Source organism: uncultured Microbacterium sp. (genome assembly GCF_963524805.1).
Lineage (GTDB): Bacteria > Actinomycetota > Actinomycetes > Actinomycetales > Microbacteriaceae > Microbacterium.
The window spans coordinates 97764-124537 of record NZ_CAURGG010000007.1 but is presented as its reverse complement, the minus strand read 5'-3'; the positions used below and the strand labels follow the sequence as shown (position 1 = coordinate 124537).

At 68.5% G+C, this 26774-nt stretch carries 26 protein-coding genes; 17 read left to right on the top strand and 9 right to left on the bottom strand.

Annotated features, from left to right (window positions below; all coding sequences use genetic code 11):
* Positions 1-39 precede the first annotated feature (39 nt).
* The 6 genes from RWQ91_RS13495 (at position 40) to RWQ91_RS13470 (ending at position 5691) form a co-directional block, all read left to right on the top strand.
* A complete protein-coding gene (locus RWQ91_RS13495) occupies positions 40-1395 on the top strand; it encodes a glutamine synthetase family protein (protein WP_314506932.1) in 1356 nt (451 codons plus the stop codon).
* Positions 1376-2203: a gamma-glutamyl-gamma-aminobutyrate hydrolase family protein gene (locus RWQ91_RS13490; RefSeq protein ID WP_314506930.1), complete on the top strand. Its 828-nt coding sequence runs from the start codon at positions 1376-1378 to the stop codon at positions 2201-2203. The genes RWQ91_RS13495 and RWQ91_RS13490 overlap by 20 nt, the downstream gene beginning before the upstream one ends.
* Positions 2200-3564 (top strand): aldehyde dehydrogenase family protein, encoded by a 1365-nt coding sequence (locus tag RWQ91_RS13485; RefSeq protein WP_314506928.1) that lies wholly within the window; start codon positions 2200-2202, stop codon positions 3562-3564. The genes RWQ91_RS13490 and RWQ91_RS13485 overlap by 4 nt, the downstream gene beginning before the upstream one ends.
* Before the next feature lie 53 nt (positions 3565-3617).
* Positions 3618-4397 (top strand): 3-oxoacyl-ACP reductase, encoded by a 780-nt coding sequence (locus RWQ91_RS13480; protein WP_314506925.1) that lies wholly within the window; start codon positions 3618-3620, stop codon positions 4395-4397.
* Positions 4398-4545: 148 nt separating this feature from the next.
* Entirely contained in the window at positions 4546-5262 is a 717-nt protein-coding gene (locus RWQ91_RS13475) for a GntR family transcriptional regulator (protein WP_314507037.1), read from the top strand.
* A gap of 33 nt (positions 5263-5295) precedes the next feature.
* Positions 5296-5691 carry a dehydrogenase gene (locus RWQ91_RS13470; RefSeq protein ID WP_314506924.1) on the top strand — a complete coding sequence of 132 codons (396 nt, stop codon included), beginning with the start codon at positions 5296-5298 and terminating at the stop codon, positions 5689-5691.
* Positions 5692-5867: 176 nt separating this feature from the next.
* Here RWQ91_RS13470 and radA read toward each other — a convergent pair whose 3' ends face one another.
* Positions 5868-7235, bottom strand: coding sequence for a DNA repair protein RadA (gene radA / locus RWQ91_RS13465; RefSeq protein ID WP_314506922.1), 1368 nt, complete (start codon positions 7233-7235; stop codon positions 5868-5870).
* Positions 7236-7321: 86 nt separating this feature from the next.
* Between radA and RWQ91_RS13460 the strand changes: the two genes are divergently transcribed.
* A complete protein-coding gene (locus RWQ91_RS13460; protein ID WP_314506919.1) occupies positions 7322-7831 on the top strand; it encodes an SRPBCC domain-containing protein in 510 nt (169 codons plus the stop codon).
* A 9-nt stretch (positions 7832-7840) separates the two neighbouring features.
* On the opposite strand, the gene RWQ91_RS13455 is transcribed toward RWQ91_RS13460, so the two are convergent.
* On the bottom strand, positions 7841-8791 hold the full coding sequence (locus tag RWQ91_RS13455; RefSeq protein WP_314506917.1) for an L-lactate dehydrogenase: 951 nt from the start codon (positions 8789-8791) through the stop codon (positions 7841-7843).
* Positions 8792-8852: 61 nt separating this feature from the next.
* On the bottom strand, positions 8853-10238 hold the full coding sequence (locus RWQ91_RS13450; protein WP_314506914.1) for an MFS transporter: 1386 nt from the start codon (positions 10236-10238) through the stop codon (positions 8853-8855).
* Positions 10239-10351: 113 nt separating this feature from the next.
* Here RWQ91_RS13450 and RWQ91_RS13445 point away from each other — a divergent pair, with 113 nt between their 5' ends.
* The 3 genes from RWQ91_RS13445 (at position 10352) to RWQ91_RS13435 (ending at position 13047) form a co-directional block, all read left to right on the top strand.
* Positions 10352-11212, top strand: coding sequence for an LLM class F420-dependent oxidoreductase (locus RWQ91_RS13445; protein WP_314506912.1), 861 nt, complete (start codon positions 10352-10354; stop codon positions 11210-11212).
* A 96-nt stretch (positions 11213-11308) separates the two neighbouring features.
* On the top strand, positions 11309-12202 hold the full coding sequence (locus RWQ91_RS13440; RefSeq protein WP_314506911.1) for a glycosyltransferase family 2 protein: 894 nt from the start codon (positions 11309-11311) through the stop codon (positions 12200-12202).
* Positions 12203-12297: 95 nt separating this feature from the next.
* On the top strand, positions 12298-13047 hold the full coding sequence (locus RWQ91_RS13435; RefSeq protein WP_314506909.1) for a sigma-70 family RNA polymerase sigma factor: 750 nt from the start codon (positions 12298-12300) through the stop codon (positions 13045-13047).
* A 13-nt stretch (positions 13048-13060) separates the two neighbouring features.
* Here RWQ91_RS13435 and RWQ91_RS13430 read toward each other — a convergent pair whose 3' ends face one another.
* The gene (locus RWQ91_RS13430) at positions 13061-13789 is read right to left on the bottom strand and encodes a glycosyltransferase family 9 protein (RefSeq protein WP_314506907.1); all 729 of its coding nucleotides are present in this window, start codon (positions 13787-13789) and stop codon (positions 13061-13063) included.
* Positions 13790-13839: 50 nt separating this feature from the next.
* On the opposite strand from RWQ91_RS13430, the gene RWQ91_RS13425 reads away from it, so the two are divergent.
* The 3 genes from RWQ91_RS13425 to RWQ91_RS13415 all read left to right on the top strand — a co-directional run bounded on the left by RWQ91_RS13425 (position 13840) and on the right by RWQ91_RS13415 (position 15278).
* Positions 13840-14220: a hypothetical protein gene (locus RWQ91_RS13425; RefSeq protein ID WP_314506904.1), complete on the top strand. Its 381-nt coding sequence runs from the start codon at positions 13840-13842 to the stop codon at positions 14218-14220.
* 110 nt (positions 14221-14330) lie between these two features.
* On the top strand, positions 14331-14582 hold the full coding sequence (locus RWQ91_RS13420) for a DUF2188 domain-containing protein (protein WP_314506903.1): 252 nt from the start codon (positions 14331-14333) through the stop codon (positions 14580-14582).
* A gap of 87 nt (positions 14583-14669) precedes the next feature.
* Positions 14670-15278, top strand: a complete 609-nt coding sequence (locus tag RWQ91_RS13415; RefSeq protein ID WP_314506900.1) for a Rho termination factor N-terminal domain-containing protein — start codon at positions 14670-14672, stop codon at positions 15276-15278.
* Between the two features lie 34 nt (positions 15279-15312).
* Here RWQ91_RS13415 and RWQ91_RS13410 read toward each other — a convergent pair whose 3' ends face one another.
* Positions 15313-16149, bottom strand: a complete 837-nt coding sequence (locus RWQ91_RS13410; RefSeq protein WP_314506898.1) for an alpha/beta hydrolase — start codon at positions 16147-16149, stop codon at positions 15313-15315.
* 236 nt (positions 16150-16385) lie between these two features.
* On the opposite strand from RWQ91_RS13410, the gene RWQ91_RS13405 reads away from it, so the two are divergent.
* A complete protein-coding gene (locus tag RWQ91_RS13405) occupies positions 16386-16670 on the top strand; it encodes a hypothetical protein (RefSeq protein ID WP_314506896.1) in 285 nt (94 codons plus the stop codon).
* Between the two features lie 11 nt (positions 16671-16681).
* Here the strand turns inward: RWQ91_RS13405 and RWQ91_RS13400 are convergent, their stop codons facing one another.
* Entirely contained in the window at positions 16682-17797 is a 1116-nt protein-coding gene (locus RWQ91_RS13400; RefSeq protein ID WP_314506895.1) for a helix-turn-helix domain-containing protein, read from the bottom strand.
* A gap of 294 nt (positions 17798-18091) precedes the next feature.
* Here RWQ91_RS13400 and RWQ91_RS13395 point away from each other — a divergent pair, with 294 nt between their 5' ends.
* Both RWQ91_RS13395 and RWQ91_RS13390 read left to right on the top strand, forming a co-directional pair.
* Positions 18092-18811 (top strand): alpha/beta hydrolase, encoded by a 720-nt coding sequence (locus tag RWQ91_RS13395; RefSeq protein WP_314506894.1) that lies wholly within the window; start codon positions 18092-18094, stop codon positions 18809-18811.
* A 48-nt stretch (positions 18812-18859) separates the two neighbouring features.
* Positions 18860-21193 (top strand): helix-turn-helix domain-containing protein, encoded by a 2334-nt coding sequence (locus RWQ91_RS13390; RefSeq protein ID WP_314506891.1) that lies wholly within the window; start codon positions 18860-18862, stop codon positions 21191-21193.
* Positions 21194-21268: 75 nt separating this feature from the next.
* Here RWQ91_RS13390 and RWQ91_RS13385 read toward each other — a convergent pair whose 3' ends face one another.
* Positions 21269-22483 (bottom strand): cupin domain-containing protein, encoded by a 1215-nt coding sequence (locus RWQ91_RS13385; protein ID WP_314506890.1) that lies wholly within the window; start codon positions 22481-22483, stop codon positions 21269-21271.
* A gap of 195 nt (positions 22484-22678) precedes the next feature.
* On the opposite strand from RWQ91_RS13385, the gene RWQ91_RS13380 reads away from it, so the two are divergent.
* Positions 22679-23380, top strand: coding sequence for a DUF1275 family protein (locus tag RWQ91_RS13380; RefSeq protein WP_314506889.1), 702 nt, complete (start codon positions 22679-22681; stop codon positions 23378-23380).
* A gap of 6 nt (positions 23381-23386) precedes the next feature.
* Here RWQ91_RS13380 and RWQ91_RS13375 read toward each other — a convergent pair whose 3' ends face one another.
* Positions 23387-25024 (bottom strand): MFS transporter, encoded by a 1638-nt coding sequence (locus RWQ91_RS13375; protein ID WP_314506888.1) that lies wholly within the window; start codon positions 25022-25024, stop codon positions 23387-23389.
* Positions 25025-25424: 400 nt separating this feature from the next.
* Positions 25425-26750 carry an APC family permease gene (locus RWQ91_RS13370; protein WP_314506886.1) on the bottom strand — a complete coding sequence of 442 codons (1326 nt, stop codon included), beginning with the start codon at positions 26748-26750 and terminating at the stop codon, positions 25425-25427.
* Positions 26751-26774 lie beyond the last annotated feature (24 nt).

The window sequence follows — 26774 nt, the reverse complement described above, 5'->3', positions numbered from 1 at the left end:
CGCCGCAGATGCGCGGACATCGCGCCAGGAAGGTGACGGATGCCAGGCAACCTCAGCGTCTCGGAGCTGCACGCGGCGATCGCGGCGGACGAGATCGACACCGTCATCGTGGCCTTCGCCGACGCGCAGGGCCGCCTCGTCGGCAAGCGCGTCTCGGCACGCCTCTTCCAGGAGGAGGTCCTTCCTCACGGTGCGGAGGCCTGCAACTACCTGCTGTCGGTCGATGTCGACATGAACACGATCGACGGGTACGCGATGTCGAGCTGGGAGAAGGGGTACGGCGACATGATGCTGCTGTCCGACCCCGAGACGCTCCGCAGGATCCCGTGGATGCCGGGCACGGCGCTCGTGATGGCCGACCTCGGCTGGGAGGACGGCGACCCGGTCGTTCAGTCGCCCCGCGCGATCCTCAAGCGTCAGCGCGAACGCCTCGCCGAGCGCGATCTCGTGGCCTACGCCGGCACGGAGCTGGAGTTCATCGTCTTCGACGACACGTATCGGGATGCCTGGGCGAAGGGCTACCGCGACCTGAAGCCCTCCACCGACTACAACGTCGACTACGACCTGCTCGCCTCCGGCCGGCTCGAGCCGCTGCTGCGCGACATCCGCCGCGGGATGGACGGCGCCGGCATGTACTGCGAGGGCGTGAAGGGCGAGTGCAACCTCGGCCAGCAGGAGATCGCCTTCCGCTACGCAGAGGTGCTCGAGACCGCGGACCAGCACACGCTCTACAAGAGCGGTGCGAAGGAGATCGCCGAGAAGCACGGCAAGTCGCTGACCTTCATGGCGAAGTTCAACGAGCGCGAGGGCAACAGCTGCCACATCCACCTGTCCGTGCGCGGGAAGGACGGCACCCCGGTCATGGCCGGCGACGAGGAGCACGGCTTCAGTCCCTTCATGCAGCACTGGATCGCCGGCATCCTCGCGACGCTCCGCGAGTTCACGCTGCTATACGCGCCCACGATCAACTCGTACAAGCGCTACCAGATGGGCACGTTCGCGCCGACCGGCGTGGCCTGGGGGCTGGACAACCGCACGTGCGCGCTGCGCGTGATCGGACACGGTCAGTCGCTGCGGCCCGAGAACCGCGTACCGGGGGGCGACGTTAACCCGTACCTCGCGATCTCGGCGATCATCGCCGGGGGCCTGTACGGCGTGGAGAACGAACTGCCGATGCCGGACCCGCTGACCGGCAACGCCTATTCGTCCGAGGTCGACCACTTGCCCACGACGCTGCGCGACGCCGCCGATCTGTTCGAGAACTCCGTCGTCGCCCGCGCCGCGTTCGGCGACGACATGGTGGAGCACTATCTGCACCAGGCGAGGATCGAGGTCGCCGCCTACGACGCCGCCGTGACGGACTGGGAGCGCATCCGTGGCTTCGAACGTCTCTGACCCGGTCCCCGAGCCTGTCGAGGGGTCGCTGACCCGGCCGCCGGTCATCGGGCTCACGACCTACCTCGAGCAGGCGAAGCAGGGCGTGTGGGACGTGCGAGCCGCCTTCCTGCCGCAGCAGTACTTCGACGCCGTCACCGCGTCCGGCGGGATCGCGGTGCTGCTGCCCCCGCAGCCGGCGCGGGATGCCGTCGCCGACGCGGTGCTGGAGGGCCTGGACGGACTGATCCTCACCGGAGGGCTGGACGTGCAGCCCGAGCTGTACGGCGCGCAGCGGCATCCCCTCACCGATCCGGCGCGTCCTGACCGCGACGCGTGGGAGCTCGCCCTGTTCCGCGGAGCGGAGAAGCGCCGGATGCCGGTCCTCGCGATCTGCCGCGGGCTGCAGCTGGTGAACGTGGCGCGCGGCGGAACGCTGCACCAGCACCTGCCGGAGGCGATCGGCACCGACCGGCACCGCGTCGGCGGCGGGGTCTTCGCGACCAACACCGTCGAAGTGGAGAGCGGAACCGCCCTCGCCTCGCTCGTCGGCGACGGAGCGCTCGACGTGCACAGCTACCACCACCAGGGAGTGGACCAGCTGGGCGACGGGCTGCGGGTGACCGCCCGCGATGACGGCGGCCTGGTGCAGGCTGTCGAATCCACCGGCGACGGGTACGTCGTCGGCGTGCAATGGCATCCGGAGCAGAACGTCGAGGACCGGCGCCTGTTCGCGGGGATCGTGGACCAGGCCGCGGTGTATGCCGATGCGCGCATGAGAACGGAACGAACGAGCACTGAGGGCATGAGAGTGGGAAGAACCGCGTGAGCACCTTCACCGTCATCAATCCGGCCACGGCCGAGCCGCTGCGCGAGGTCCCGCGGGCGAGCGTCGGCGAGGTGGATGCCGCGATCGCGCGCGCCGTTCGTGCCCAGGCGTCGTGGTCGGCGCTTCCGCCGCTCGGGCGTGCCGATGCGCTGCGCTCGTTCGCGCGGGTCGTCGAGAGCCACGTCGAGGAGCTCGCACTGCTCGAAGTGCGAAACTCCGGGCATCCCATCAGCTCGGCCCGGTGGGAGGCGTCGCACGTCGCGCAGGTGCTGAACTACTACGCCGGCTCACCCGAGCGGCTCGTCGGTCAGCAGATCCCGGTGGCCGGCGGGATCGATGTGACATTCCACGAGCCGTACGGCGTGGTCGGCATCATCGTGCCGTGGAACTTCCCGATGACGATCGCAGCGTGGGGGTTCGCGCCCGCGCTCGCGGCGGGAAACGCCGTCGTGCTCAAGCCCGCCGAGCTCACCCCGCTCACCGCGATGCGGCTGGGCGAGCTCGCGCTGGAGGCGGGCCTGCCGGAAGGACTCTTCGAGGTCGTCACCGGCTCGGGATCGGTCGTCGGGCAGCGCTTCGTCTCGCACCCGGAGGTGCGCAAGGTCGTCTTCACCGGGTCGACCGAGGTCGGCACCGATGTCGCGGCCGGCTGCGCGCGCGCGCTCAAGCCGGTCACGCTGGAGCTCGGCGGCAAGAGCGCGAACGTGATCTTCGCGGATGCCGACCTCGAGCGCGCGGCCGCGTCGGCGCCGGGCGCGGTGTTCGACAACGCCGGGCAGGACTGCTGCGCGCGCAGCCGGATCCTGGTGCAGCGCTCGGTGTTCGATCGCTTCCTCGAGCTGCTGGAGCCGGCGGTCGCCGATTGGCGGGTGGGCGATCCGCTGCTCGAGTCCACCGAGATGGGGCCGCTGATCTCGGCGGCGCATCGCGACACGGTGACCCCGTTCGTGAAGCACTCGCGGGTCGCCTTCCGCGGGTCGGCGCCGAACGATCCCGGGTTCTGGTTCGCGCCCGCCGTCGTGATCCCCGACTCGCGCCACGACCGGGTCGCCCAGCACGAGATCTTCGGACCCGTCGTCGCGGTGCTGCCGTTCGAGGACGAGGCCGATGCGATCAGCCTCGCGAACGACACGATCTACGGGCTCGCGGGATCGATCTGGACCGAGAACCTCGGTCGTGCCGTGCGCGTGGCGCGTGGCGTCAAGAGCGGCGTGCTGTCGGTGAACTCGCACTCGTCCGTCCGATACACCACACCGTTCGGGGGGATGAAGGCGTCGGGGCTGGGCCGCGAACTGGGTCCGGACGCCGCCGAGCACTTCACCGAGACGAAGAACGTCTTCTTCGCCACGGACGCGCCGTGAGCGGCATCCACCCATCGAATCCGTCGAACCCCGAGACACAGGGAGCACCACGCATGACCGTCGATCTCACGCAGCGCCTGAAGGACCGCGTCGCCATCATCACCGGAGGGGCGAGCGGCATCGGCCTTGCCACCGCGCGGCGGTTCGCCGCGGAGGGCGCTCTGGTCGTGATCGCCGACGTCGATCCGGTCACCGGTGAGGCCGCCGCATCCGAGGTCGGCGGGGTGTTCCGGCGGGTGGACGTGGCGGATGAGGCGCTCGTCAACGAGGTGTTCGACGGGGTGGCGGCCGAGTTCGGGCGCCTGGACATCGCGTTCAACAACGCCGGCATCTCGCCCGCCGACGACGACTCGATCGAGACGACCGAGCTGCCCGCGTGGGACCGCGTGCAGGATGTGAACCTCAAGAGCGTCTACCTGTGCTCGCGCGCGGCGCTTCGGCACATGCTGCCCGCAGGCAAGGGCTCGATCATCAACACGGCGTCGTTCGTCGCACTGCTCGGCTCGGCGACCTCGCAGATCAGCTACACCGCCTCCAAGGGCGGAGTGCTCGCGATGACGCGGGAGCTGGGCGTGCAGTTCGCCCGGCAGGGCATCCGGGTGAACGCGCTCTGCCCCGGGCCCGTGAACACGCCGCTCCTGCAGGAGCTGTTCGCGAAGGACCCCGAACGCGCGCAGCGCCGTCTGGTGCACGTGCCGATGGGGCGCTTCGCGGAGCCGGAGGAGCTCGCGGCGGCCGTCGCCTTCCTCGCCTCGGACGACTCGTCCTTCATCACCGCGACCGCCTTCGTCGTCGACGGCGGTGTCACGAACGCGTACGTGACACCGCTCTGACCCTCGTCCGCCGGTCGGAACTGGAGCCTTCCCCGATGTCGATGTGCCGAATTCAGGCTGGCCGCGGAGCGACCCGGCGCACGTCGGCGTGTCGGCGGCATCCCCACGCGCTCAGCCTGAATTCGGCATCTGGTGGTGGGGGGCACTCGTGACCGAGGTTCCGCTGCGCGAAGTCGGCCGGGTCGTGTACCGGCCGCTCCGCGAGGGCAATGCCCTCGAGGACACCGTGGCGCGGCTCGTGCAGACCATCCGGCTGGGCGTCGTCGCGCCGGGGGAGTCCCTTCCGGCCGAGCGCGAACTCGCCGCCCGCTACGAGGTGAGCCGTGACACCGTGCGCGAGGCCATCCGGGAGCTCGCCGACACCGGCTTCCTCGTGCGGCGCCGCGGCCGCTACGGTGGCACGTTCGTGGCGGATCCGCTGCCGCGGGCACCGCACCCGGAGGTCGTGCCGCTCGCGGAGCTGGACGACGTCCTGGGCCTGCGCCGTGTCATCGAGGCCGGCGCCGCGCGGGCTGCGGCCGGCCGCACCCTGACCCCCGAGGTGCGCGCCGATCTGTGGGAACGGCACGAAGCCGCCACGGGTGCGGATGCCGCCGACTACCGGCGCCTGGACACCCTGCTGCACCTCACGATCGCCGAAATCGCCGGCATCCCCTCGCTCGTGGAGATCGCGGCGGAGAACCGCGCCCGCGTGAACGCCTGGCTCGACTCGTTTCCCCTGCTGCCCCGCAACATCGAGCACTCCAACGCCCAGCACGAGCGGATCGTGACCGCGATCCTCGCCGGGCGGGCCGAGGCCGCGGAGACGGCGACGCTCGAGCACCTCGCCGGATCCGAGTCGCTGCTGCGCGGCTTCCTCGCCTGATCCGGTCGCTGCCGGACTGGGTACGCTGATCGGATGCCGGACGCCAGCCCCGCCGAAGAACAGCCCGAGTTCCGCAACATCGCACTGACCGACGCGCTGCAGACCCAGGACCTGGCCGCCGTCGCGTTCGCACTGCGCCACGGCCCCACGGTCGTGCCGCTGCTCCCGCCCGGGGCGGAAGACCCGCTGGAGGCCGGGGTGTGGACCTACCGGGACCCCGGAAGCGGCGCCATCACCCTTCTGCTCTTCAGCGACGCCGCCCGCAAACCGGATTCGCTGCCGCCTCAGGTGGGGCTGAACACTCCAGGATGGCTGCGCGCGTTCCTCGGGGTGCATGAGGACCGGATTGCGAACGTGGTCTTCGATGTCGCCGGTCCGCATCCCCTGCAAGCGTCGCCGAGCGACCTCATCGCCGCGCTCGACGCCTGAGCGGCACGCCGCGGCGGCAACTCGACATCGGCGCGGGTCTTTGGCACACTCGCCGGATGGAGTTCCTCATCGTGGGCCTGGTCTGTGCGGCGGGACTCGTGATTCCCGTCGCCCTCGGAATGCGCGACACCCGCTACCGCCGCACGCACCGCCGCTGAGACACGCCGGCTGCCGGATCAGAACTCGGGGATGTCCTCGCCCCGTCCGCCCTTCGCGCGTGCCCGCACATCGTTCAGCGCTCCGCGCACCGAGCCCGAGCGGTTGTCGATCAGATCGGTGTAGCCCAGGCGCGCGGCCTCGCTGCGCCGCTGAGCGGTCTGCGTGACCGGCCGGATCTCGCCGGCGAGGCTCAGTTCGCCGATCGCGGCGAGCTTCTTCGGCGTGGCTTCGTTCAGGATCGACCCGGCCACCGCGATCGCGATCGCCAGGTCGGCTGCCGGCTCGGTGAAGCGCACTCCGCCCACGGTGGACACGTAGACATCGAGATTCGACGTCTTGATGCGGGCTCGCTTCTCGAGCACCGCGAGCACCATCGCCACGCGGGCGGCGTCGACTCCGTTGACGATGCGCCGCGGGTTGGGCGCACCGGTTTCGATCGTGAGCGCCTGCACCTCCACCGGCAGCGCGCGCCGCCCCTCGAGCGCGATGGCGACACAGGTTCCGGGCTCGGGGCTGCCGTGCCCGAGGAACAGCGCACTCGGGTCGGCGACCTCGGCGATCCCCGAGCCGGTCATGTCGAAGCAGCCGACTTCGTCGGTCGGGCCGAACCGGTTCTTGAGCGCTCGCACGAACCTCAGCGACGTCTGCCGGTCGCCTTCGAACTGGCACACGACGTCGACGAGGTGCTCCAGAATGCGCGGGCCGGCGATGGATCCGTCCTTGGTCACATGGCCGACGATGATGACCGGCAGCCCGCGCTCCTTCGCCACCCGGATCAGCGTCGAGGCGACCTCGCGCACCTGGCTCGGGTGGCCGGCCATCCCCTCGGAGAGGGAGGAGGACACGGTCTGCACCGAGTCGACGATCAGCAGTTCGGGCTGCACCTGGTCGACATGCCCGAGGATCGTCGCCAGATCGGTCTCGGCCGCGATGTAGAGCTCGTTGTGCAGGGCGCCGGTGCGTTCGGCGCGCAGCCGCACCTGCGCGGTCGACTCCTCGGCACTCGCGTACAGCACCCGTCGGCCCGCTCGCGCACTCTGCGCTGCCACCTCGAGAAGCAGCGTCGACTTGCCGACGCCCGGCTCGCCGGAGAGCAGGATCGCCGCACCGGGGACGATGCCGCCGCCCAGAACCCGGTCGAACTCTCCCACCCCGGTCGTGCGCCGCGGGGCGTCGCGCGTGTCGATCGCCGTGATCGGCCGGGCGGCGCGATCGGCGCCGGGCGATACCGGACTGACCGTGCGTGAGAGGCCGACGGTCTCAGCCGCCTCGACCACCGTGCCCCACTGCTGGCATTCGCCGCAGCGACCGACCCACTTCAGCGCCGTCCACCCGCACTCGGTGCAGCGGTACGGCGCAGTCGTGGTGGTGCGCCGGGTCGCCATGACTCCAGGGTAGGCGGGACATGCGACAGCCGGATGCCGCACCTCCGGCATCCGTTCGACCGACGTTGCGGCTCTAGGCTGAACCCATGCGCGTCGACACCGCCCACCGTCGTATTGCCGCCCTCCCCGAGGAGGTCTTCCGGGCCTTCCAGGATCCCGGCCTGCTGGCGGTCTGGCTGCCGCCCGAGGGGATGCACGCGCACCTGGAGCATTTCGATCTGCGCGCGGGCGGCGGGTTCCGCTCCGTGCTGACGTACGAGACCCACGACGCGCCCGGCAAGTACTCGGCGCACAGCGATGTCACCGAGACCAGGATCCTCTCCATGGAGCCGCCGCGCCGCGTGGTGTGGTCGGTGCAGTTCCCCTCGGAGGACGCCGCCTTCGCCGGGACGATGTTCATGGAGTGGACGTTCGAATCGGTGCTGTCGGCCGATGACGCGCAGACGCCCGGGTCGCAGGTGCACGCCGAGGTCGGCACGGTGGTCACCGTGCAGGCGAAGGACGTCCCGCACGGAATCGATGCCGATGAGCACGTGGCGGGGATGCAGTCCTCGCTGGGCAAGCTGGCGGCGCTCTTCGAGCACCGCCGCCGCTGAGGAACGGGTTCAGCGCAGCGACGCCGCCACGTCGCGCAAGGCGTCCGCCGAACGGCGGAGCAGGCCGAGCTCGCTCGCGGAGAAGGGCGTCTCGCGGATGGGCCGGGCGCCGGACGCGCTCACGACCGACGGAACCGACAGGGCCACGGCGTCGATGCCGTGGAAGTCGTGCAGCACCGTGCTCACCGGCATGACCGCGTGCTCGTCGTTCAGGATGGCCTCCACGATGCGGGCGCTGGAGAGCCCGATCGCGTAATTGGTGGCACCCTTGCCGAGGATCACCTTGTAGGCCGCATCGCGCACGTCCACGGCGATGGCGTCGAGCTCGTCGACGCTCATGCGCGGGTGATGCTCGCTCTCCCACTCCAGGATGGGCACGGTTCCGATCGTCGCCTTCGACCACAGGGGGAATTCGGTGTCGCCATGCTCGCCGACGATGTACGCGTGGACGCTCGCGGTCGACACTCCGGCGCGCTGGGCCAGCTGCCAGCGCAGCCGCGAGGTGTCCAGCACCGTGCCCGAGGCGAAGATCTGCTCGGGCGGCAGGCCGGTCTGCTCCTGCGCGAGCACCGTCAGCACGTCGCAGGGGTTCGTCACGATCACGTAGATCGCATGCGGGGCGACCTCGAGCAGCTGCGGCATCATCGTCCGCAGGATGCCGGCGTTGACGCCCGCGAGCTCGATGCGGGACTGTCCCGGGTTCTGTTTCGCACCCGCCGTGATCACCACGACGTGCGAGCCCTCGACGACCGAGATGTCACTGCCGCCGACGATGTCGCTCGTGCCGGTGAACTGCGTGCCGTGTGCGAGGTCGAGAACCTCGGCCTCGACTTTCGCCGTCGCGATGTCGTACAGCGCGACGTGCCGGGCCGACCCGCGGATGAGGGCTGCGTAGGCCGTGCTCGCGCCGACGCTTCCGGCCCCGACGACGGTGAGTTTGGAGTTCTCGATGACGGTCATGCGACCAGTGTGGCAGTGCCCGGCACCGGGCTCGCACCGGCCCGGTCAGCGGGCGCCGGGCTTATTGCGGTGCGGGCGCTGCGGCATCCACTCGGGTGGGATTGCGGATGCCGAGGAACGAGACCAGCCCGCCGAATGCCATCATGGCGGCGGCGACGATCGCGGCCCGGTAGAACCCCGGCAGGTCGAGGCTTCCGCCGATGATCGTCGCGAGCATGGCTATCACGAGCAGGCCGGCGACGCGGGAGACCGCGTTGTTCACCGCGGAGGCGATGCCCGAGCGGCTCGTGTCGACGGCGCCGAGGATCGCGGTCGTGAGCGGCGAGACCGTCGCGGCCAGTCCCAGGCCGAAGACGATCATGCTGGGCAGCACCTGGGTCCAGTAGTTGAAGTCCTCCTGCACGTTCAGCAGCAGGAGCACCCCCACGCCCATCACGAGCGGTCCGACCGTCATGAACAGGCGCGGCCCCCACCTGCCCGCGAGCGCTCCCATGCGCGAGCTGAGAAGAATCATGAGGATCGTCGTCGGGATGCTGGCGAGGCCGGCGAGCGTGGCGGGCAGTCCCGCACCCTGCTGCAGGTACACCGCGACGACGAAGCCGTTCAGTGAGAGCGCGCCGTAGATGAAGAAGGTCGCCACGTTGCCGGTCCAGAAGTTGCGGATCTTGAACAGGCCCAGGGGAAGGATCGGGTTGGGCGTCGTGCGCTGACGGATCAGGAAGCCGGCGAACAGCGCGATGCCGACGGTCAGGGGGATCCAGATGGCGGGGTCGGTCCACCCGAGCTTCGGCTGCTCGATCAGGGCGAACACGGCCGCACCGAGGCCGAACGTGCACATCAGCCCGCCCAGCCAGTCGATGTGCGTGTCGGGCTTGCGCACGTCGTGGGCGGTCAGCCGGGTGAGCAGCCACAGTGTGATCGCGATCGGCACGACGTTGATGAGGAACACGAACCGCCACGACAGCAGGTCGACGAACAGGCCGCCGATCAGCGGTCCGACGAGCATGGCGCTCGTGGTCATGGCCGTCCACAGGCCGATCGCCCTGCCCTGCAGCGGCCCGCGGATCGTCGAGGTGATCAGGGCGAGAGAACTCGGCACCAGGAAGGCGCCCGCCGCGCCCTGCACCGCCCGGGCGATGATGAGGAACAGCGGTTCGGGCGCGACGGCGATCGCGATCGAGGCGATGCCGAAGCCGACCAGCCCGATGCGCATGACCAGGATGCGGCCGAAGGCATCGCTGACGGAACCCGCGAGCAGGATCAGGGCACTGAGGGTGATGAGGTAGGCATCCACCACCCACTGCTGGGTGACCAGGCCCCCGCCGAGCTCGCGGCTGATGGCGGGCAGGGCGACGTTGACGACAGTGCCGTCGAGGAAGGCGACGAACGACGCGAGCGCCGCGATCCAGACGACGAGCCGCTGCTGCGTGTCGAGGGTCAGGCTCATTTTCTCAACCTAGACCTCACTGCGGACCCGCGGGCCGGCCGGTGCCCCGATGGTCGTAGCCTGATCCAGAGCGGCGGATGCGGCATCCGATCCGCCGGGACGGAGATCGCAGCATGGAATTCGGACTGCACATCGCGGACTTCACCTGGCGCACCGGCGCTCGACAGCTCGGGCCCGCGCTCGCCGCTCACGTGCGCAATGCCGAGGCGGCCGGCATCCAGCGCATCACGGTCATGGACCACTTCTGGCAGCTGCCCGGCATCGGTCCGGTCGACCACGAGATGCTCGAGGCGTACGCGACGCTCGGGTTCATCGTCGCTCACACCGAGAAGGCTCTGCTGCACACCCTGGTCACCGGCGTGATCTACCGGGAGCCCGCTCTGCTGGCCAAACAGGTCACGACGCTGGACGTGCTCTCGGGCGGGCGCGTGGGGCTCGGCATCGGCGCCGCGTGGAACGAGCAGGAGACGCAGGGTCTGGGTTTCGCGTTCCCGCCGGTGGCCGAGCGGTTCCGCCAGCTCGAGGAGACGATCCAGATCTGCCTGCAGATGTGGTCGGAGTCCGAGGAACCCTACGACGGAGCGATCTGGCAGCTGGAGCGCACGCTGAACTCGCCGCAGAGCCTGACGCGGCCGCATCCGTACCTCATGATCGGCGGCGGCGGGGAGAAGAAGACGCTGCGACTGGTCGCCCAGTACGCCGACGCGTGCAACCTGTCTGCGATGGGTGCACCTCCGGCGCACAAGCTGGACGTGCTGCGGGGTCACTGCGACGCGGTCGGCCGTGACTACTCCGAGATCGAGAAGACGGCGATGATCGCGGTGAACCCCGACTCCACCTCGGAGTCGGTTGCTCAGGCGGTCGCGGGCCTGAGCCCCCTGGGCTTCACAGCGACGTACGTCTTCTCGGTCGGGATCGATGAGCCCGAGCGGGTGGTCGAGCTGATCGCGGGGGCCGCTGCGCTCTCGTCGTGAAGGGCTGCCGGACCACCGATCGGAGCCCCTGTCAACCCCGTCTCCGCGGGGGCGCCGGCTTTCTAGCGTGTCGGCATCCGATGCTGAGGAGCGCCCATGGCAGACGACCAGGGGCCCGCGACCGCCCGGCGGTCATCGCGGGAATGGGGGAGACCGGCTCCCCCCGTGCCGGCGGCCGTCGACGTCCTGATCCCGACAGCCGGGCGGGTCGCCGAGCTGGCGGTGACGCTCGCGGGCCTCGCGTCGCAGGACGAGCCGGGCTTCCGCGTCGTCGTGAGCGACCAGTCCGACCAGGAGGCGAGCTCGCGAGCCGCCGTCCAGGCGATGGCCCGGGTCCTGCGTGCCCAGGGCCGGGAGACCGTCTTCCTGCGCCATGTCCCCCGGCGGGGAATGGCCGAACAGCGGCACTTCCTGCTCTCTCACGCCACGAGCGAATCCGTGCTCTTCCTTGACGACGACGTCTGGCTGGAGCCGGGACAGCTCGCGCGCATGTGGGACGCCCTGCAGACGCTGCGCTGCGGGTTCGTCGGCGCGGCAGTGCAGGGGCTGTCCTATCTGAGTGAGGAGCGGCCGCACGAGCACGTGTCCTTCGAGATCTGGGGCGACCAGGTCTCCCCGGAGGCTGTGCATCGCGGCAACGGCGCCTTCGAGCGCTGGCCGCTGCACAATGCGGCGAATCTCACCCACATCGCGCGGGACATCGTCGTACCCGATCGCGGATGGATCCCCTACAAGGTCGCGTGGGTCGGGGGATGCGTCCTCTTCCGGCGATCGGACCTCCTCGCCTCGGGCGGATTCTCGTTCTGGGAGCAATTGCCTCCGGAGCATTCCGGCGAGGATGTGGCGGCGCAGTGGCATATCATGGCGCGTTCGGGCGGAGTCGGACTGCTCCCGAGCGGGGCGGTGCACCTGGAGGCGCCGACCACCATCCCGCACCGGCCCGTGGATGCCTTCGACGTCCTCCCGGACGAGCCGAAAGGGGCGGCATAGGCGAGTCGGGCACCCGAGGCGTCGGCATTGTGACAGAAGTGCGCCACTTCTCAACCCCCTCGGAGAAGTGGTGCCTCCCGCCTCAGCATGCTCGCATGAAGGACGCCGACCTCTTCGAGGGCACCCGGACCGGGTCTGGCGCAGGCCCGGACCGCCTCGTTCTCGAGAACCTGTCACTGGCGGAGGCGGTTGCGCGGCGCTTCTTCCGGCACCAGGGCAGCCGCGACGAGGATCTCGTGCAGGTCGCCTGCATCGGACTGCTCAAGGCGGCGCGCCGGTTCGATCCCGAGCGGGGAACGGATTTCGTCGCGTTCGCGGTTCCGACGATCTCCGGCGAGATCAAGCGGCATCTGCGCGATCACGGCTGGTTCGTGCGCCCACCGCGTCAGGTGCAGGATCTGCGTGCCCGCATCTCGGAGGCCTCGCCGCGACTGGCGCAGCAGCTCGGCCGGGGACCTTCGGTCGCCGAGCTCATGGCGGATCTCGGTGAGACGAGCGACCGCGTGCGCGAGGCCATGGGGTGCCGATCGCACCGGTACCCGGCATCCCTCGGCGTCCCCGTCGGCGAGGACCACGAGTCGACCCTGGCCGACCTGATCCCGGGACGGGACGATCAGTGGGAGCGCGCCGAGATCTGGGCCGTCCTCTGGGCGGCGATGCGCACCGTGCCGCCGCGCGAGCGCCAGATCCTCCACCTGCGCTTCTTCGAGGACTGCACTCAGCAGGAGATCGCCCAGGAGCTCGGGGTCACTCAGATGCAGATCTCCCGCATCCTCGCGCGGACGCTGCGCACGCTGCAGGACCGGATCGTCAACGGATGCGTCGAGGACAAGCGCCCGGCCTGACCTGCGTCCCGCCTCAGTCGGCCGGCAGCCTCGAGACCACCGCGACCGCAGCGAGGACGTCCGCGGGGGTCACTGCGAGCAGGGCGGGATCCGGGTCGGCCGCGAAGGCGTCACCCCGCCGCCGGGCGGCATCCGTCAGGACGGCGTGCGGGCCCGGTGGAGGTCCCCAGTGCTCTGGAGCGGCAGGACCGAACAGCACCACCGACGGGCGTGCGTAGGCCGATGCGAGGTGAGCCGCGCCGGTGTCGGCCGAGACGATCACCCGGGCGTCTTCGATCAGAGCCGCGAATTCGGCGAGATCGAGGCGCCCTGCCCACACGGTGTCGTGCGCGAATCCGGCGAGGTCGGCCACCTCGAGAGCCCGGCCGCGCTCGTCCGCGCTGCCGGTGAAGATCACCCGATGACCGGATGCCGCCAGCCGTTGCGCCACTTCCGCGAAACGGTCGGCAGGCCAGCGGCGCGACCCGTAGAAGGCACCGACGTGCACGACGGTGGCGCCGACGATCTCGGTGCGGCGCGGTGAGGACGACAGCCGCACCTCATCGGCATCACCCGGCACGTCGTACGCCCCCACGAGCCGCACCCACCTCGCCCGCTCGCCGAGATCGTCGTCCCACTCCGGCATCCGAGAATCGCGGGGGAGGTGTCCGTCGATCTCCGCAACGCGGTGCACCATGGCCAGCCGGGCATCGAGTGCGTCGATCAGGCGCCTGCTCTCCGGCCCGCTTCCGTGGAGGTTCACCGCGACATCGACGCGGCCGGGCCCGATCGGAAGCAGGTCGTCGAGACCGGGTGTCGGCAGGAGCCACGCACCTGCGACAGGCGAAAGAGCTCGGCGACGTGCTCGTCGTCGCGCTGAACGACGACGCTTCGGTACAGCGGCTCAAAGGCCACGGCCGGCCGGTGAACCCGATCGAGGACCGGACCGCGGTGATCGAATCGCTCGGCTGCGTCGACTACGTCGTCGTCTTCGCGGAGGATTCCCCCGTACGTCTGCTGCGGGAACTGCGGCCTGAGATCTATGCCAAGGGCGGTGATTACACGCCCGAGATGCTGCACGAGACCGACGTCGTCCGCGCCTACGGCGGAGACGTTCGGATCCTCGACTTCATTCCTGCGCGATCGACGTCGGCGGTGATCGACCGCATCACGGCGCGAGCATTTCAGCGGTGATCGTCGCGTGCCCGCCGATCACCGGTCGCCGACTGTCAAGGCCGGCCCACCGATACCGTCGGCGCGGATAAGCTCTGGTGCTGTTCGGCCGCCGAAACGAAGGAGACGCCGTGAGCGATGCAGGAGATTCCCCGGTCATCACCCGGTCCAACCGCGGGCAGTGGGAGAACTCGGTGGCCGGTCGACCTGAGCTGTCTGCCAGCTACACCAGTCGCGAGGAGGCGATCGATCAAGGGCGTTCGATCGCGGACGACCTGGGAGTCGCTCACGTCGTCGACGAGGCCGAACCGACCGGTGCGATCACCGACGAGCAGGACGGCACGGACGAGCCGGTCCAGCCGCTGGACGGCGCCGACCTGTAGCGCGTCGGCCCTTTCAGTTCAAGCCCTTCGCGCACGCCTCCGGTCACGTCCGAGACTGTCCGTCCGGAACGACCGAGGAGGTCCGACATGGCTGAGCAGCCCGGAAACCAGACGCCCGACACTCCACAGGTGAGCGAAACGGAGTTGCGCGACCTGAAGGTCGATGAGCTTCGTCAGAGGGCGAAAGAGGCCGGTGTGTCCGGCGCATCGAATCTCAAGAAGGAAGAGCTGGTCGAGGCGATCGCCCAGCAGTCCGGCGGCGGCTCAGGAGCGGCATCCGGCGGCGGCGAGCGCGGGGACGACGATCTCGGCGCGGGGCCCGACGACGGTCGCGTCCGGCAGGGACCCGAGGCGAGCCGATCGCTCGACTACTCCCAGAAGGTCACCTCCACCGACGACGAACCCGAACGGGAGGGACGCAGTCTCGCCACCACCCACCACGAGGTCATCCGAGAGTGGGCGGAGGCGCGCGGCGGCCGGCCGGCAACGGTCGACGGCACCGAACACGGCGACCACCTCGGCGTGCTCCGCTTCGATTTCGGCGAGTCGACGGATCGACTGCGCGAGGTCACCTGGGACGAATGGTTCGAGACGTTCGACGCCCGCCGGCTCAACTTCATCTATCAGGAGACGCGCACCGACGGCGCGCAGTCGAACTTCTTCCGCCTCGACAACCCGGAGCGTGAAGACGGCTGACACCGGGTTGTCGAGGCGGACGAAGGAGGCCGGGCTAGCCCTGGATGAAGGCCAGCAGGTCGGGGTTGATGACGTCGGCGTGCGTGGTCAGCATGCCGTGCGGATAGCCCTCGTAGATCTTCAGGGTGGAGTTGCGGAGGAGCTCGTGCTGTTTGAGTGACGCATCCTTATACGGCACGACCTGGTCGTCGTCGCCCTGGGTGACCAGGACCGGCACCGAGATCGCCTTCAGGTCGTCGGTCTGGTCGGTCTCGGAGAACGCCTTGATGCCCTCGTAGTGAGCCAGCGCGCTGCCCATCATGCCCTGACGCCACCAGTTGGCGATCACGGGATCGGAGACTGTCGCGCCGGGGCGGTTGAAGCCGTAGAACGGACCGGACGCCACCGCCTGGTAGAACTCGGCGCGGTTGGCGGCCAGAGCGCTGCGGAACCCGTCGAAGACCGAGACGGGGGTTCCGTCGGGGTTGGATTCGGTCTGCACCATCAGCGGAGGCACCGAGGAGACCAGCACCGCCTTGGCGACGCGTTCCTGCGGTTCTCCGTACTGGGCGACATAGCGTGCGACCTGGCCGCCGCCGGTCGAGTGGCCGATGTGGATGGCGTTTCGCAGGTCCAGGTGCTCGACGACGGCCGAGGCATCACTGGCGTAATGGTCCATGTCATGGCCGGTGGCGATCTGCGAAGACCTGCCGTGCCCGCGACGGTCGCTGGCGACCACGCGGAAGCCCTTCGAAAGGAAGAACAGCATTTGCGCGTCCCAGTCATCTGCCGACAACGGCCAGCCGTGGTGGAACATGATCGGCTGGGCGTCCCGCGGACCCCAGTCCTTGAAGTAGATTTCTGCGCCATCTTCCGCGGTCACGAACGCCATGGTCGACCTCCAGTTGTGTGTCGGGCCCGAGTGGCGTCGGGGCCGACGATCGGAAAGCTCCCTGTCTCGAATGGGGGGAGTGCGATCACCATAACGCCCGCACTTCACCGGCCGACTCCTACAGGTGTTGAGACTGGGCGGCTCGCGTGGTCGACTTCTGTCGAGCGTCCGCGATGGTCCGGAGGTGTAGCGTCGGCACGCACTCTCCTCCTCGGACCACAGAAAGAGGCCTCGCGATGTCGGACGGAACTGACCGTATGCACCTGGATGGGAACCATCGGACGACGCTGGACCAGATCGAACGCCATCCGACGACTCATAATCTCGAGTGGCACGATGTGATCGGTCTGCTCAACGAGGTCGGCGACGTGGTCCAAGAGCACGACGGCAAGTTCCGCGTGACCCTGGGCGATCACCGGCTCATCCTCACCAAGCCGAAGCACAAGGACGTCCCGGAGCAGATGGTGCTCGACCTGCGGAGGCTGCTGGCGGGCGCCGGCTACGTCGAGTCCAAGGACTGACCCCTCGCCCGTCAGAGCCGCCCCGTCGCCTCCCACATCCGGATCAGCTTGAGCGCGAGGTGCAGAGTGCTGCGCTTCATGCCGTCGGCGAGTGCCTCGCGCACCACTGCCGGCATCCGCTCGAGCCGGTAGTACAGGGTCGTCCGGTGCACGAACAACAGCTCGCAGGCGGCCACCACGTTCCCGCTGACATCGAGGTAGGTCTCCACGGTCCGCCGCTGAGACTCTCCGCTGTCGTAGTAGAGGGCGTGTGCGGCCGGCGAGAGCACCGAGAGCTGCGAGGGCTCCGCGCCTGATGATGCGAGCAGCATCCATCCACCGAGCTGGCTCACATCGACGCCGGGACGGAATTCCTCGAAGATCGACGAGAGATCTGCCGCGCACGATGCCTCGCGGGCGGTGGGCAACAGGTCGTCGGCGCGCGGCGACGCGGACGCGGAGCCGATTCCGAGGACGTGGATGCCGCGGTTCGAGGCTTCGACGATGGTGTCCTCGTCAACGCGCGATACGGAAGGGGCGCTCAGCAGGTACAGCGTGCTCCTGTCGACCGCGAGATACGTGAACGGCCGGTGGCGGTCGGCGGACAGTCGGCGCCCCCATGCGACGAGCATGACGCTGCTGACTGTGGCGTCGACGCGCACGGCGTGGATCCTCGCGCCGTCGCCTCGACGGATCCACCTCTGGTCGAGGGCGATTGCGAGGGATGCCCTGCGCGCGGCGACGTCGTCGGCGAGCAGGTCGGACATGACCTGATCGCGTCCGGCCGGAGCGGCCGGAGCGTGATCGTCGAGAGCCGCGCGCACGAGCGAGACGGCGGCATCCAGCGCATCGAGGTGACCCCGCGGAAGCGGTCGGCTCGCGTCGGCGAGCACACGGACCTGCCCGAGAAGCCCGGCACGACCGGTGACCGGCGCCTCGATGTCGACATCCTCCGCCCTCGACTCGTCGGCTGAGGCGACCGCGCGAAGGTGACGGGTGACGTCGGTTGTCGCGCCGCTGCGCATGCTGATGGCACGGCGCGCGTCGTGGATCACGACAGTGCGATCAAGAAGCGACGCCAGCTCTTCCACCACGTCTCGGAGCGCGTGGACCTGGTCTGCGTATGGTGCGAGGGCAACGTTGTTCATGGACACTTCCCTGCATGCATCGTGTCGCGCGACGCCTCGGCCGAGCCGGCCGACGCGTGTGACCGATTCCCGGACGCGGGAGACGGTCGCAGAACCATTGCACAGCCATCAGGCGACGAGGACCACGCAGAAAGCATGCAGAAGTGAGATGAAAAGCGCTCTCGCCACGGCAGAGCACAGCCCGAGCAATCGTCGAGGGACGGATATCGGAAGGACGCTCGACAGTTGTCGCGTCTTGCATCGCGAGCCGCGCCGTAGCGTCGGAGGACCGCTCCCACAGTCCGAGGCAGGCGAATGGCACCGCGTTTCACCTACGTGCTCGTGCATGGTGCGTTCACCGACGCATCCTGCTGGTGGCCGATCACACTCCGGCTTCTCGGGAGCGGACACCGCGTCCTGGTCCCCCCCGTCGCAATGCGCAGCTTTGCGGGGGACTGCGCGTACATCAGGTGCGTCATCGACAGAATCGAGGGTCCGGTGATCCTCGTCGGACACGGTTACGGCGCCGCGGTCACCGCAGTCTGCGGGTCATCGCCCGCCGTTGCCGCGTTGGTGTTCGTCAACGGGTACGTGCTCGACGGTGGCGAGAGCATCACCGAGCTGCGCGACCTCTTCCCCAGCGTCGACATCGGCCCATTCGTCGTCGCCTCGCTGTTCCGCGAGGAGGGCGACGGGGTGGGCACCGAGCTCAGCCTCGACATCGGACACTTCCCCTCTCTCGTCGCACAAGGCCTCGCCGATGATGAGGCGCAGGTGCTGGCCGTGTCGCAGCGACCCATCGCGCTCGCGGCCCTCTCCGAGCGCGCGCCGTGGGCTGCCTGGCGGACGAAGCCGACATGGGGCGTCCTCTCGGACGGCGACAACACGATCCATCCCGAGCTGCAGCGTTTCGGGTGCAGAAGGGCCCACGCCCGACGCATCCTCGAGCTGGACGCACCGTATTTCGTCATGCGCACGCACCCTGCCCTCATCGTCGATCTGCTGCTCGAAGCGGCCGTCGAGATCGACTCCTGACAGGCCGGCCTTCGGCGGCACTACGCGGCGCCGGATTCGGCCGCGGCTGTGCAGATCTGCAAGCATTGCAGGAGGGACGAATCGCGAGCGCATCCCCACGAAGGCCACCGCAGCTTCGAGGTCCCCGTTGCAAGGAGACGAGACTTCGTGCCGCAGCATCCCTTCGGAGAAGCCTTGCGCCGGCGACGCCAGCAAGCCGACCTCACGATCGAGCTCCTCGCTGAGGCCTCTGGGGTGAGCAGCCGGACCATCAGCGACATCGAGCGTGGGATGAGCGTGGGCCCGCAACGTCGCACCGTGGTCGCGCTCGCCGATGCGCTGGGACTCGCCGATCGCGAACGGTCGGATTTTCTCAGCTCGGCGCGCCCTGGTCGGAGAGGAGCGGCGATCGAGACCGCGTCCGCATCCGTCCGCCCGTTCCGGTTGCCGGATTTCGTCGGCCGGGACGCGGAGATGGACCTCCTGGCGTCGGTGCTTTCCCCGTCGCCCAGCGCGGGCATGGCTCCGGTCCTCATCAGCGGCACAGCCGGCATCGGCAAGACGACTGTCGCCCTGGAAGCACTCCACCGCTCCGCCGACGACAGTTCCGACATTCTGTTCGTCAACGTCCACAGTCCCGATGCCCTTCCGCTGTCGCCACTCCAGGTTCTTCAGGCCCTTCTGCGCCAGACCGGCGTGGCCGACGAACCCGGAACGATGGACGAAGCCGTCGCAGCGTGGCGGCGGGTCAGCACGACCCGGTCCCTCGCCGTCCTGCTCGACAACACGACCACTGAGGCGCAAGTGCGAGCCGTGCTGACGGCGACGCGGCCGGTCCGAGTGGTCTTGACGTCCCGACGATCGCTGACGGGGTTGGAGGGGTGTCGGCGGGTCGTTCTCGGCGCACTGGCGCGGCCCGCCAGCATCGCCCTGCTCAGCCGGATCATCCCCGCTGCCCAGCGCGTCAGCGGTGACGTCGGTGAACTCGCCGAGTTGTGTTCCGATCTGCCCCTTGCGCTGCGGATCGCGGGAAACCGGATCTCGTCGCGGCCTGCGTGGACCGTCGAGGATTTTGCCAAGCGGCTGCGCGCGCACGAGACCCGCCTCCGTCAGCTGGTCGCGGGAGATCTTCGCGTCGAGGCCACGTTCGCGCTGTCCTACGAGTCGCTCACACCGCGATCTCAGCAGGTTTTCCGAAGCATCCCGCTGATTACCGGATCTTCCTTCCGAGCCGACATGGTGGCCGCGATCCATGCGTTCGACGAAGAGACGACGGCGGACATCCTCGATGAGCTGACCGATCTTGCGCTGCTGGAGCCGCTCAGTGGCGACAGATATCGCATCCACGACCTGCTCCGCATCTTCGCCGAGGCGCGGCTGACTGCGACGCAGTCGACGAGCGACATCTACGCTCTGCGTGACCGCCTTCGCCGGTGGACACTCGACACCGCCCGCAGCATGGCCTTGGTCCGGGAGGAGCAGGATGCGGCTGCCGGGCCCGGAGACCCCACGCTCGCATCCGCGCGGGAGTGGCTCCGAGCGGAGTCGGACACGTGGCTGGAGGCCCTCAAAGTCTCCGCAGCAACACCGGCGGACTCGCTGGTCGCGGTGCTGGAGACCGCGAAGGCACTCCTCCGGTTCGCCGAGCGATGGCTCAGCTTCGCGCACTGGCGAACGGTCGCAGGCATCGGGGTCGCTGCGGCAGAGGAGGTGGGAGATCCGGTTGCGCTGGCCGAACAGCTCCACTGGATGGCTGCGGTCGAACTGGCGCAGTTCGACGGAGATGCGGACGTCGCGCGGGCCGCTGCGCTGCGCGCTCGCACGATTGCCCAAACCGCCGACTCCGGCAAGACTGCGACGTGGGCGCTCGTGTCGATCACGTGGAGCGAGGTGCGGCGAGGCGAGTTCGATGCGGCGTTGCAGGCGGGGAGACAGGGACTCGAGGAATCACTCGCCCAACGGGACATCGAAGCGCAGATCCAGTTCCGCTACTGGATGGCCATGGCGTTGATCCAAGATGACCCGGATGGCGCACTCCAGCAGGCACGTGAGACACGTAAGACCTTGGATGAGAACGAGAACACACTCGCTCTTCGGGAGTGGAACAACGCGATCAATCTGGCCACCGCGCTCTCGGCGAAGGTCCTGCTCCGGCTCGAGCGCTACTCGGAAGCCGTCGACGTGGCCAATCAGATCATGGACAACGCATCGTTCTTCCGCCACGAGTCGGATTTTCTCGCCCGCGGCTACCGTCATCGCGGGTTCGCCTACCTCGGGCTGGGAGAGCTCGACAGAGCGCGCGAGGACCTACGGCGTGCACTCGACCTGGTCGAGGAGCACGAGCGCCCCGACTGGTGGGCAGCCGAGATCCAGGATGCGCTGGACTCGCTCGATCAGCCATGACGCTCCGTCGAGCGCTGTGCCCAAGGCGCCCGCGGCCACGCACTGTCCACCCATCCGGCGCGCTCGGTAGCGCGGTCAGCGTATCGGCGTGATTCCCTGCGTGGTGCGCGGGAAGGTGGCCAGGACCGTGGGATCGATGTTCAGGTGTGCCGACACCAGCTGCGGCGGTACGTGCGCGAGCCAGTTGGCGAGGGAGATCTCTTCATAGGTGGGCGCGCGGAACACTTCGAGGAATTGCAGAACGTCCTCGCCCGTGTTCTCCACGTAGTGGCCGAAGTTCTTCTTCACGACACCGACGTCGCCGGCACGGAAGTCTGTGGTGTTGGCGTGCGGCCCGGTGTTGAAGACGGTCATCCGCGCGGAGCCGCGAAGGTAGTACTGCCACTCGTCGGCGTTCGGGTGCCAGTGCAGCTCCCGCATCGACCCGGGTTCGACCGTGACCAGTGCAGCGGCCACGGTGTTCGCGAGTGGGAAGGTGGTGCTGTCGGCGATCTGGATGCTGCCACCGCTGTTCTGGTGGCGCGGCTGTGACCGGGACAGACGGAAGATGACCGGCTCCGAAGCCCCCCAGCCGACGCCTGCGGCATCCTGATCCGCGGCGAGATCGCCAGGCTCGTCAGCGGGGAAGATCCACAGGTTGTGGAGCGGGATGTCGGCGAACACTTCCTGCGCGACCCCGAAGTTCTTCGCGAGCACGTCGGGAGGCGTGTGTGCGAACCAGTCAGTGAGCAGAAGCGTGTTGCTCTCGGACTGATTGCCGTCGTCGAGGGCGAGGACGAACTCTGCGCCGTCGGGGCCGAGACCCTGCAATGAGTGGGGGGTTCCCGCGGGGAAGTACCAGAGATCACCTTCCTCGACGTCCTCGACGCTGGGGAGCCCCGCGCGGCTGAGTGTCGTCACCCGGCACCTGCCCCGGGTCATGACCGCCCACTCCGCCGTCTGGTGCCAGTGCAACTCGCGAACGCCCCCGGGCTCGAGGTACATGTTCACCCCGGCGATCTCTTCCTGGATCGCGAAGTCCTGCTTCGTGAGCTCGCGCGCCCAACCGCCCCTCTGCACGCGACGGGGCGAGATATTGAAGGAGGACCAGAAGAACGCCTGCGTGCTGATGTCGGTCGCGGGCGCGTCGATCTGATTGGGGAACTGGCTCTCGATCACCGGATTCTGCGGACCGTCCATGGTGGTGCTCTTCGGGTGATCGAAGGTGTTGATCTCCCCTTCTGCCGGAAGATCAGGGTTTCCGAATGTCGGCGCCTCGTGATTGGGCGCTGGGCTGTCGGTGGGTTCCATGAGTCTGCTCCTCGATCGTCGACAGGTTCCCGCCAGCATCCATGGCTCGGCGTCCGGATCTCTCCTGCAGATGTTGAAGATGTCTCGGCAGCTGTCGTGGATGCTGACGCGCCGAGGCGGGTGTGATGGTCCCGCTGGCACATTCACCCCGCGCGGAAGGACCGACCGATGCCCTCGGCAATGTCGACAGAACGCATGCGATATCCGCTTCTCGAGCGCCTTTCGGCCGCTATCGCTCTCGCCTTCGCCGCCGGGCTCCTGAACGCGTGGACCTTCGCGCACACGCAGACGTTCGCGACGGTTCAATCCGGAAACGTCGTGACCATCGGCTACTTCCTCGTCGCCGGGGACATCGGGCGCGTCGGGGTGGCCGGCATCTCGGTCCTCGCGTTCTTCGTGGGCGCCTGCGTGTGCAGCATCTTCATCCTGTGGCTGACCCGTCGGAGCCGCCCCTACTCGAGGATCATCCTCGCCCTGGAGGCGATTCTGCTGCTGGTGCTGGCCGCCGCCTCGACGATCGGCTCCGTCGATCCCTGGTGGATCGCGTGGACGATCAGCTTCCTCGCCGGAGTGCAGGGCAACGCCTTCCACCGGGAAACGGGCATGCTGTACGGCAACGTGGCCGTGACGCTCGTCGTGCAGACGTCGGGAAGTCTCCTCGGGCGGGCCATCGGGCGGCGTATCGCATCGGACGGTCAGCCGCATCTGCGGCCAGCGGGTGGGTTCCTGCTCGTGCTGGTGGGCTTCGCCGCAGGCGCTGCGGCGGGATCCGCTGTCGATCCCGTCTGGTCGGGTGGCCCTCTCGTCGCCGCCGCGCTGGTGCTGGCGGTGCTGTCCGTCGTCGCGGCCCGGCATCGTGGCCCGGTGGATCCGGCTCAGAACGCGCCGACGCCCTAGTCGCGGTCAGCGGGTGTGGCTTGTCCGTGGCGCTTTCTTTCGAGGGAGGTCCGGTTCGGGAAAGTAGTGGGTCTCGCTCGGTTCGCCGTCGACGTACGCGTGCGCGGCCGCCCTTATCTCGCGATCGCGGCCGGTGAGCCGCTGCGTCTGTTGCCGGCGATACTCGCCCCACGAGGGCACCATGAAGGACTCGAGCAGAACGTCCTCGACTTCGCCGCTGCGAAGCAGCGACCATCGGTACCCTCCGGTGCGCCGCCGAGATCCCTCGACCAATCGCATGGCATCGCGGAACGCGTCGACGTTCTCGGGATGCACGGTGTACGAGATCTGCACGAGCACCGGGCCGTCGGTCGGATCAGGCTCGATGACGAGCGTCGGAGTGGGCCATGAGGTCGAGACCGTTCGATCGACGGTTCCGGTGCCGGGCAGAAGCGGGAGCCACCGCACGCTCACGGCGACCAAGGCGAGCAGCGCCGCGGCCGAGCACATCGAGATCGGGGTGCCCAGCGCTTGCGCCAAGAGACCCCAACCGAACGAGCCGATCGCCATCGTCCCCATGAACACGAGGATGTAGACAGACGCACCCCGGGAGCGCACCCATTGGGGGAGTGTCAGTTGCAGCGCGGCATTCAGCACGGTGAGTGTGCCGATCCAGGCCACGCCGGCGAGGACGAGCAGCAGCAGCACCGGGACGAATGGCAGGAACGCCGCGGCGAGGGTGCCGATGGCGAACAGAAGCGCACTCACCGTGATCACCGCGTTGTCCGAGTACCGCTTTCGAGCAAGAGGCAACGCGAAGACCCCCAGCACGGCGCCGGCGCCGAGAGCGCCGAGGAGCAACCCGTAGCCGCTCGAGCTGAGCCCCAGTCGTGTGGCGGTCACGGGAAGCAGTGCCCACAGGGCGCTCGCCGGAAGTGCGAACAGGGCCGACCGGAGAAGGATTCGGCGCACCAGATGTGCAGATGCGACATAGCGGACGCCGGCACGGAGCGCGGCGGTGAACGGCTCCCTGTCGTCGAGGCCCATCTGGGGCGGACGTCGCCACCACCAGAGCGCCACGGCGGCTCCGATGAAGCTGAGCGCGTTGATCCCGAAGACGACGGGGGCACCGAACAGGGACAGCAGCACGCCGGCGAGAGCTGGGCCCGCCGCTCGCGCCCCATTCACGGTCACGCCCCCGAGTGCCGACGATGCACCGATGAGCGGGCGGGGCACGAGTTCGGGTTGGATCGCCTGCCACGCCGGCGAGGTGAGGGTCGAGGTGACGCCGAGCAGGAACGTGAAAGCGAGAATCGTCCACGGTGTGAGCACATTGAGGAACGCGATCACGGTGAGTGCCGCGGCGATCACCGCGCTGGCTACGGACCCCCAGATCAGCAGCCTCCGGCGGTCGAGGGAATCGGCGAGCACCCCTGCCGGAAGGGAGAACAGCACGGCCGGGGCCAGGCTGGCCGTCTGTACGAGGGCGATGACCGTCACGCTGGCTGCGGCTTCGACGAGATACCACTGCGCGCCGACCGTCTGCATCCAGCTGCCGATGTTGCTGCCCAGCTGCGCGAACCACAGCACCCGGAATGCAGTGATCGCAAGGGGGGCCCAAGCCGAGACTGCGGTGGGACCAGCGGCAACAGGTGTGGAGCTCATTTGTGCATCACCCTTCAGACTGACGAACCCGCAGAAGTCCCATGGTCACAACCCAACCGAACTTCCTCATCGCCACGTTCCGACAGGAGTCGTGACCTTCAGCGGCTGACTCTACGGTCTGCGGGAACGGTCTTGCGCTTTCCTCGCACGGTAACCTCACTGGCCTGCAATCACGCTGCCGTCGGGTTCTCAGCCACTGCACTCGGCTGCACTCGATCTCCTCAGTTGTTCACGCCGATGTTCACACGCCGCGGGCCGGATCGACTACCGGCGGTCACTCCACGGCCGCCGGGCACTGTGCGGCAAGGTTGGGCCAGTTGCCGCAGTAGATGCTCGGGACGGGGTTCTTCCACGCGCAGAATGCGGTTGAGTGCGGCAAGGTCGTGCAAGGCGGGACGTTTCAGGGCGCCGCTGGCTTTGAACTATCCGACGAGCTAGGCGAACTTCGTTGTCGGCGCTTGGCCGCCGCTTTCCACCCGAAGTCCAGGATCACAGCGAGGGCGATGATCGCAATGAGTGCGATCGCGGTGGCCGGCTCGTCGATGAGCGTAGTCGTACAGAACACGACGAACGTCCCGAGTGTAGCGACCAGCCCGACCACCAGCACGATCACACTTGCACCGGTCTTACGGAAGAGCCGAAGATGCGCGACGGAAACGGCCGAGAAGACGAGGAGTGCCACCGCGCTGCCAATGGAAGCGATCTTGTTCAGGTCGAATCCGATGACGAGGACGATCGCCAACACCGCCATCACGATCAGCCCGACCGGGAATCGGCCGACCGAGCGACCGAAGACCGGGGGGAACTGCCCGACCGACGCCAGGTGCGCCGACATCCCGATCGACGGGTAGAGACCGGCATTCACCGCGCCCGTTGTCGAAAACAGGGCCGTGATCACCATCAGTACATACCCCGCCTGCCCGAGCGTCGGTTTGGCGGCCTCCGCGAGGGCAGTGGTTCCGTACTCCACAACCTGATCTGCAGTGAGCGTGCCGAAGACTCCGAGCGATACGGCGACGTAGACCGTCGTGGCGATCGCGAGGGCGAAGTAGATGGCCTTGGGCAGCTGTCGTGCCGGATTCGGAAGGTCCTTGGCGGTGAAAGTGATGACACCGAACCCGAGGAAGGCGAAGAAGGTGAGTGCGACGCTCGCGATGATCTCTTGAACGCCGGGGTACCCAGCGGGCGAGAGCAGGCTGAGGTCCCAGTTGGCGATCGTGACGACGGCAAAGAGCACCAGGATCACGAGGACGATGACCACGATCACGGATTGCACTCGGGCCACAGCGGTCGACCCGATGGTGTTCAGGCCCGACATCACCAGGATGAGCGCGACCGCGAACACTTTGGCCCAGCCGGCGTCGTCGTCGGTGAGCACGGCGCTCGCATAACCGCCGAACGACGTGGCGATCATCGCAACGACGATCGAGCCTGCTGTGAAGAAAAGCCATGAGCCGATGCCGGCGACGTGGCCCTCGCCGAATCCCCGCGAGAGGAAAGTAAGGATGCCGCCCCCCGACGGGTACGTTGCTCCGAGCTTCGCGAAGGAATACCCCTGGAGGGCGGCGATGATGCCGGCGATCAAGAAGGAAACCCAGACTGCAGAACCCGCCACAGCACCTGCCGCACCCAAGAGGGCGAAAATTCCGGCGCCGACCATGGAGCCGACGCCAATGAAGGTCGCCTGCAGGACGGTCATGCGCTTCTCGGTCTGCGGAACGGACATCACCCGACTCCTGCCTTCTCGTCG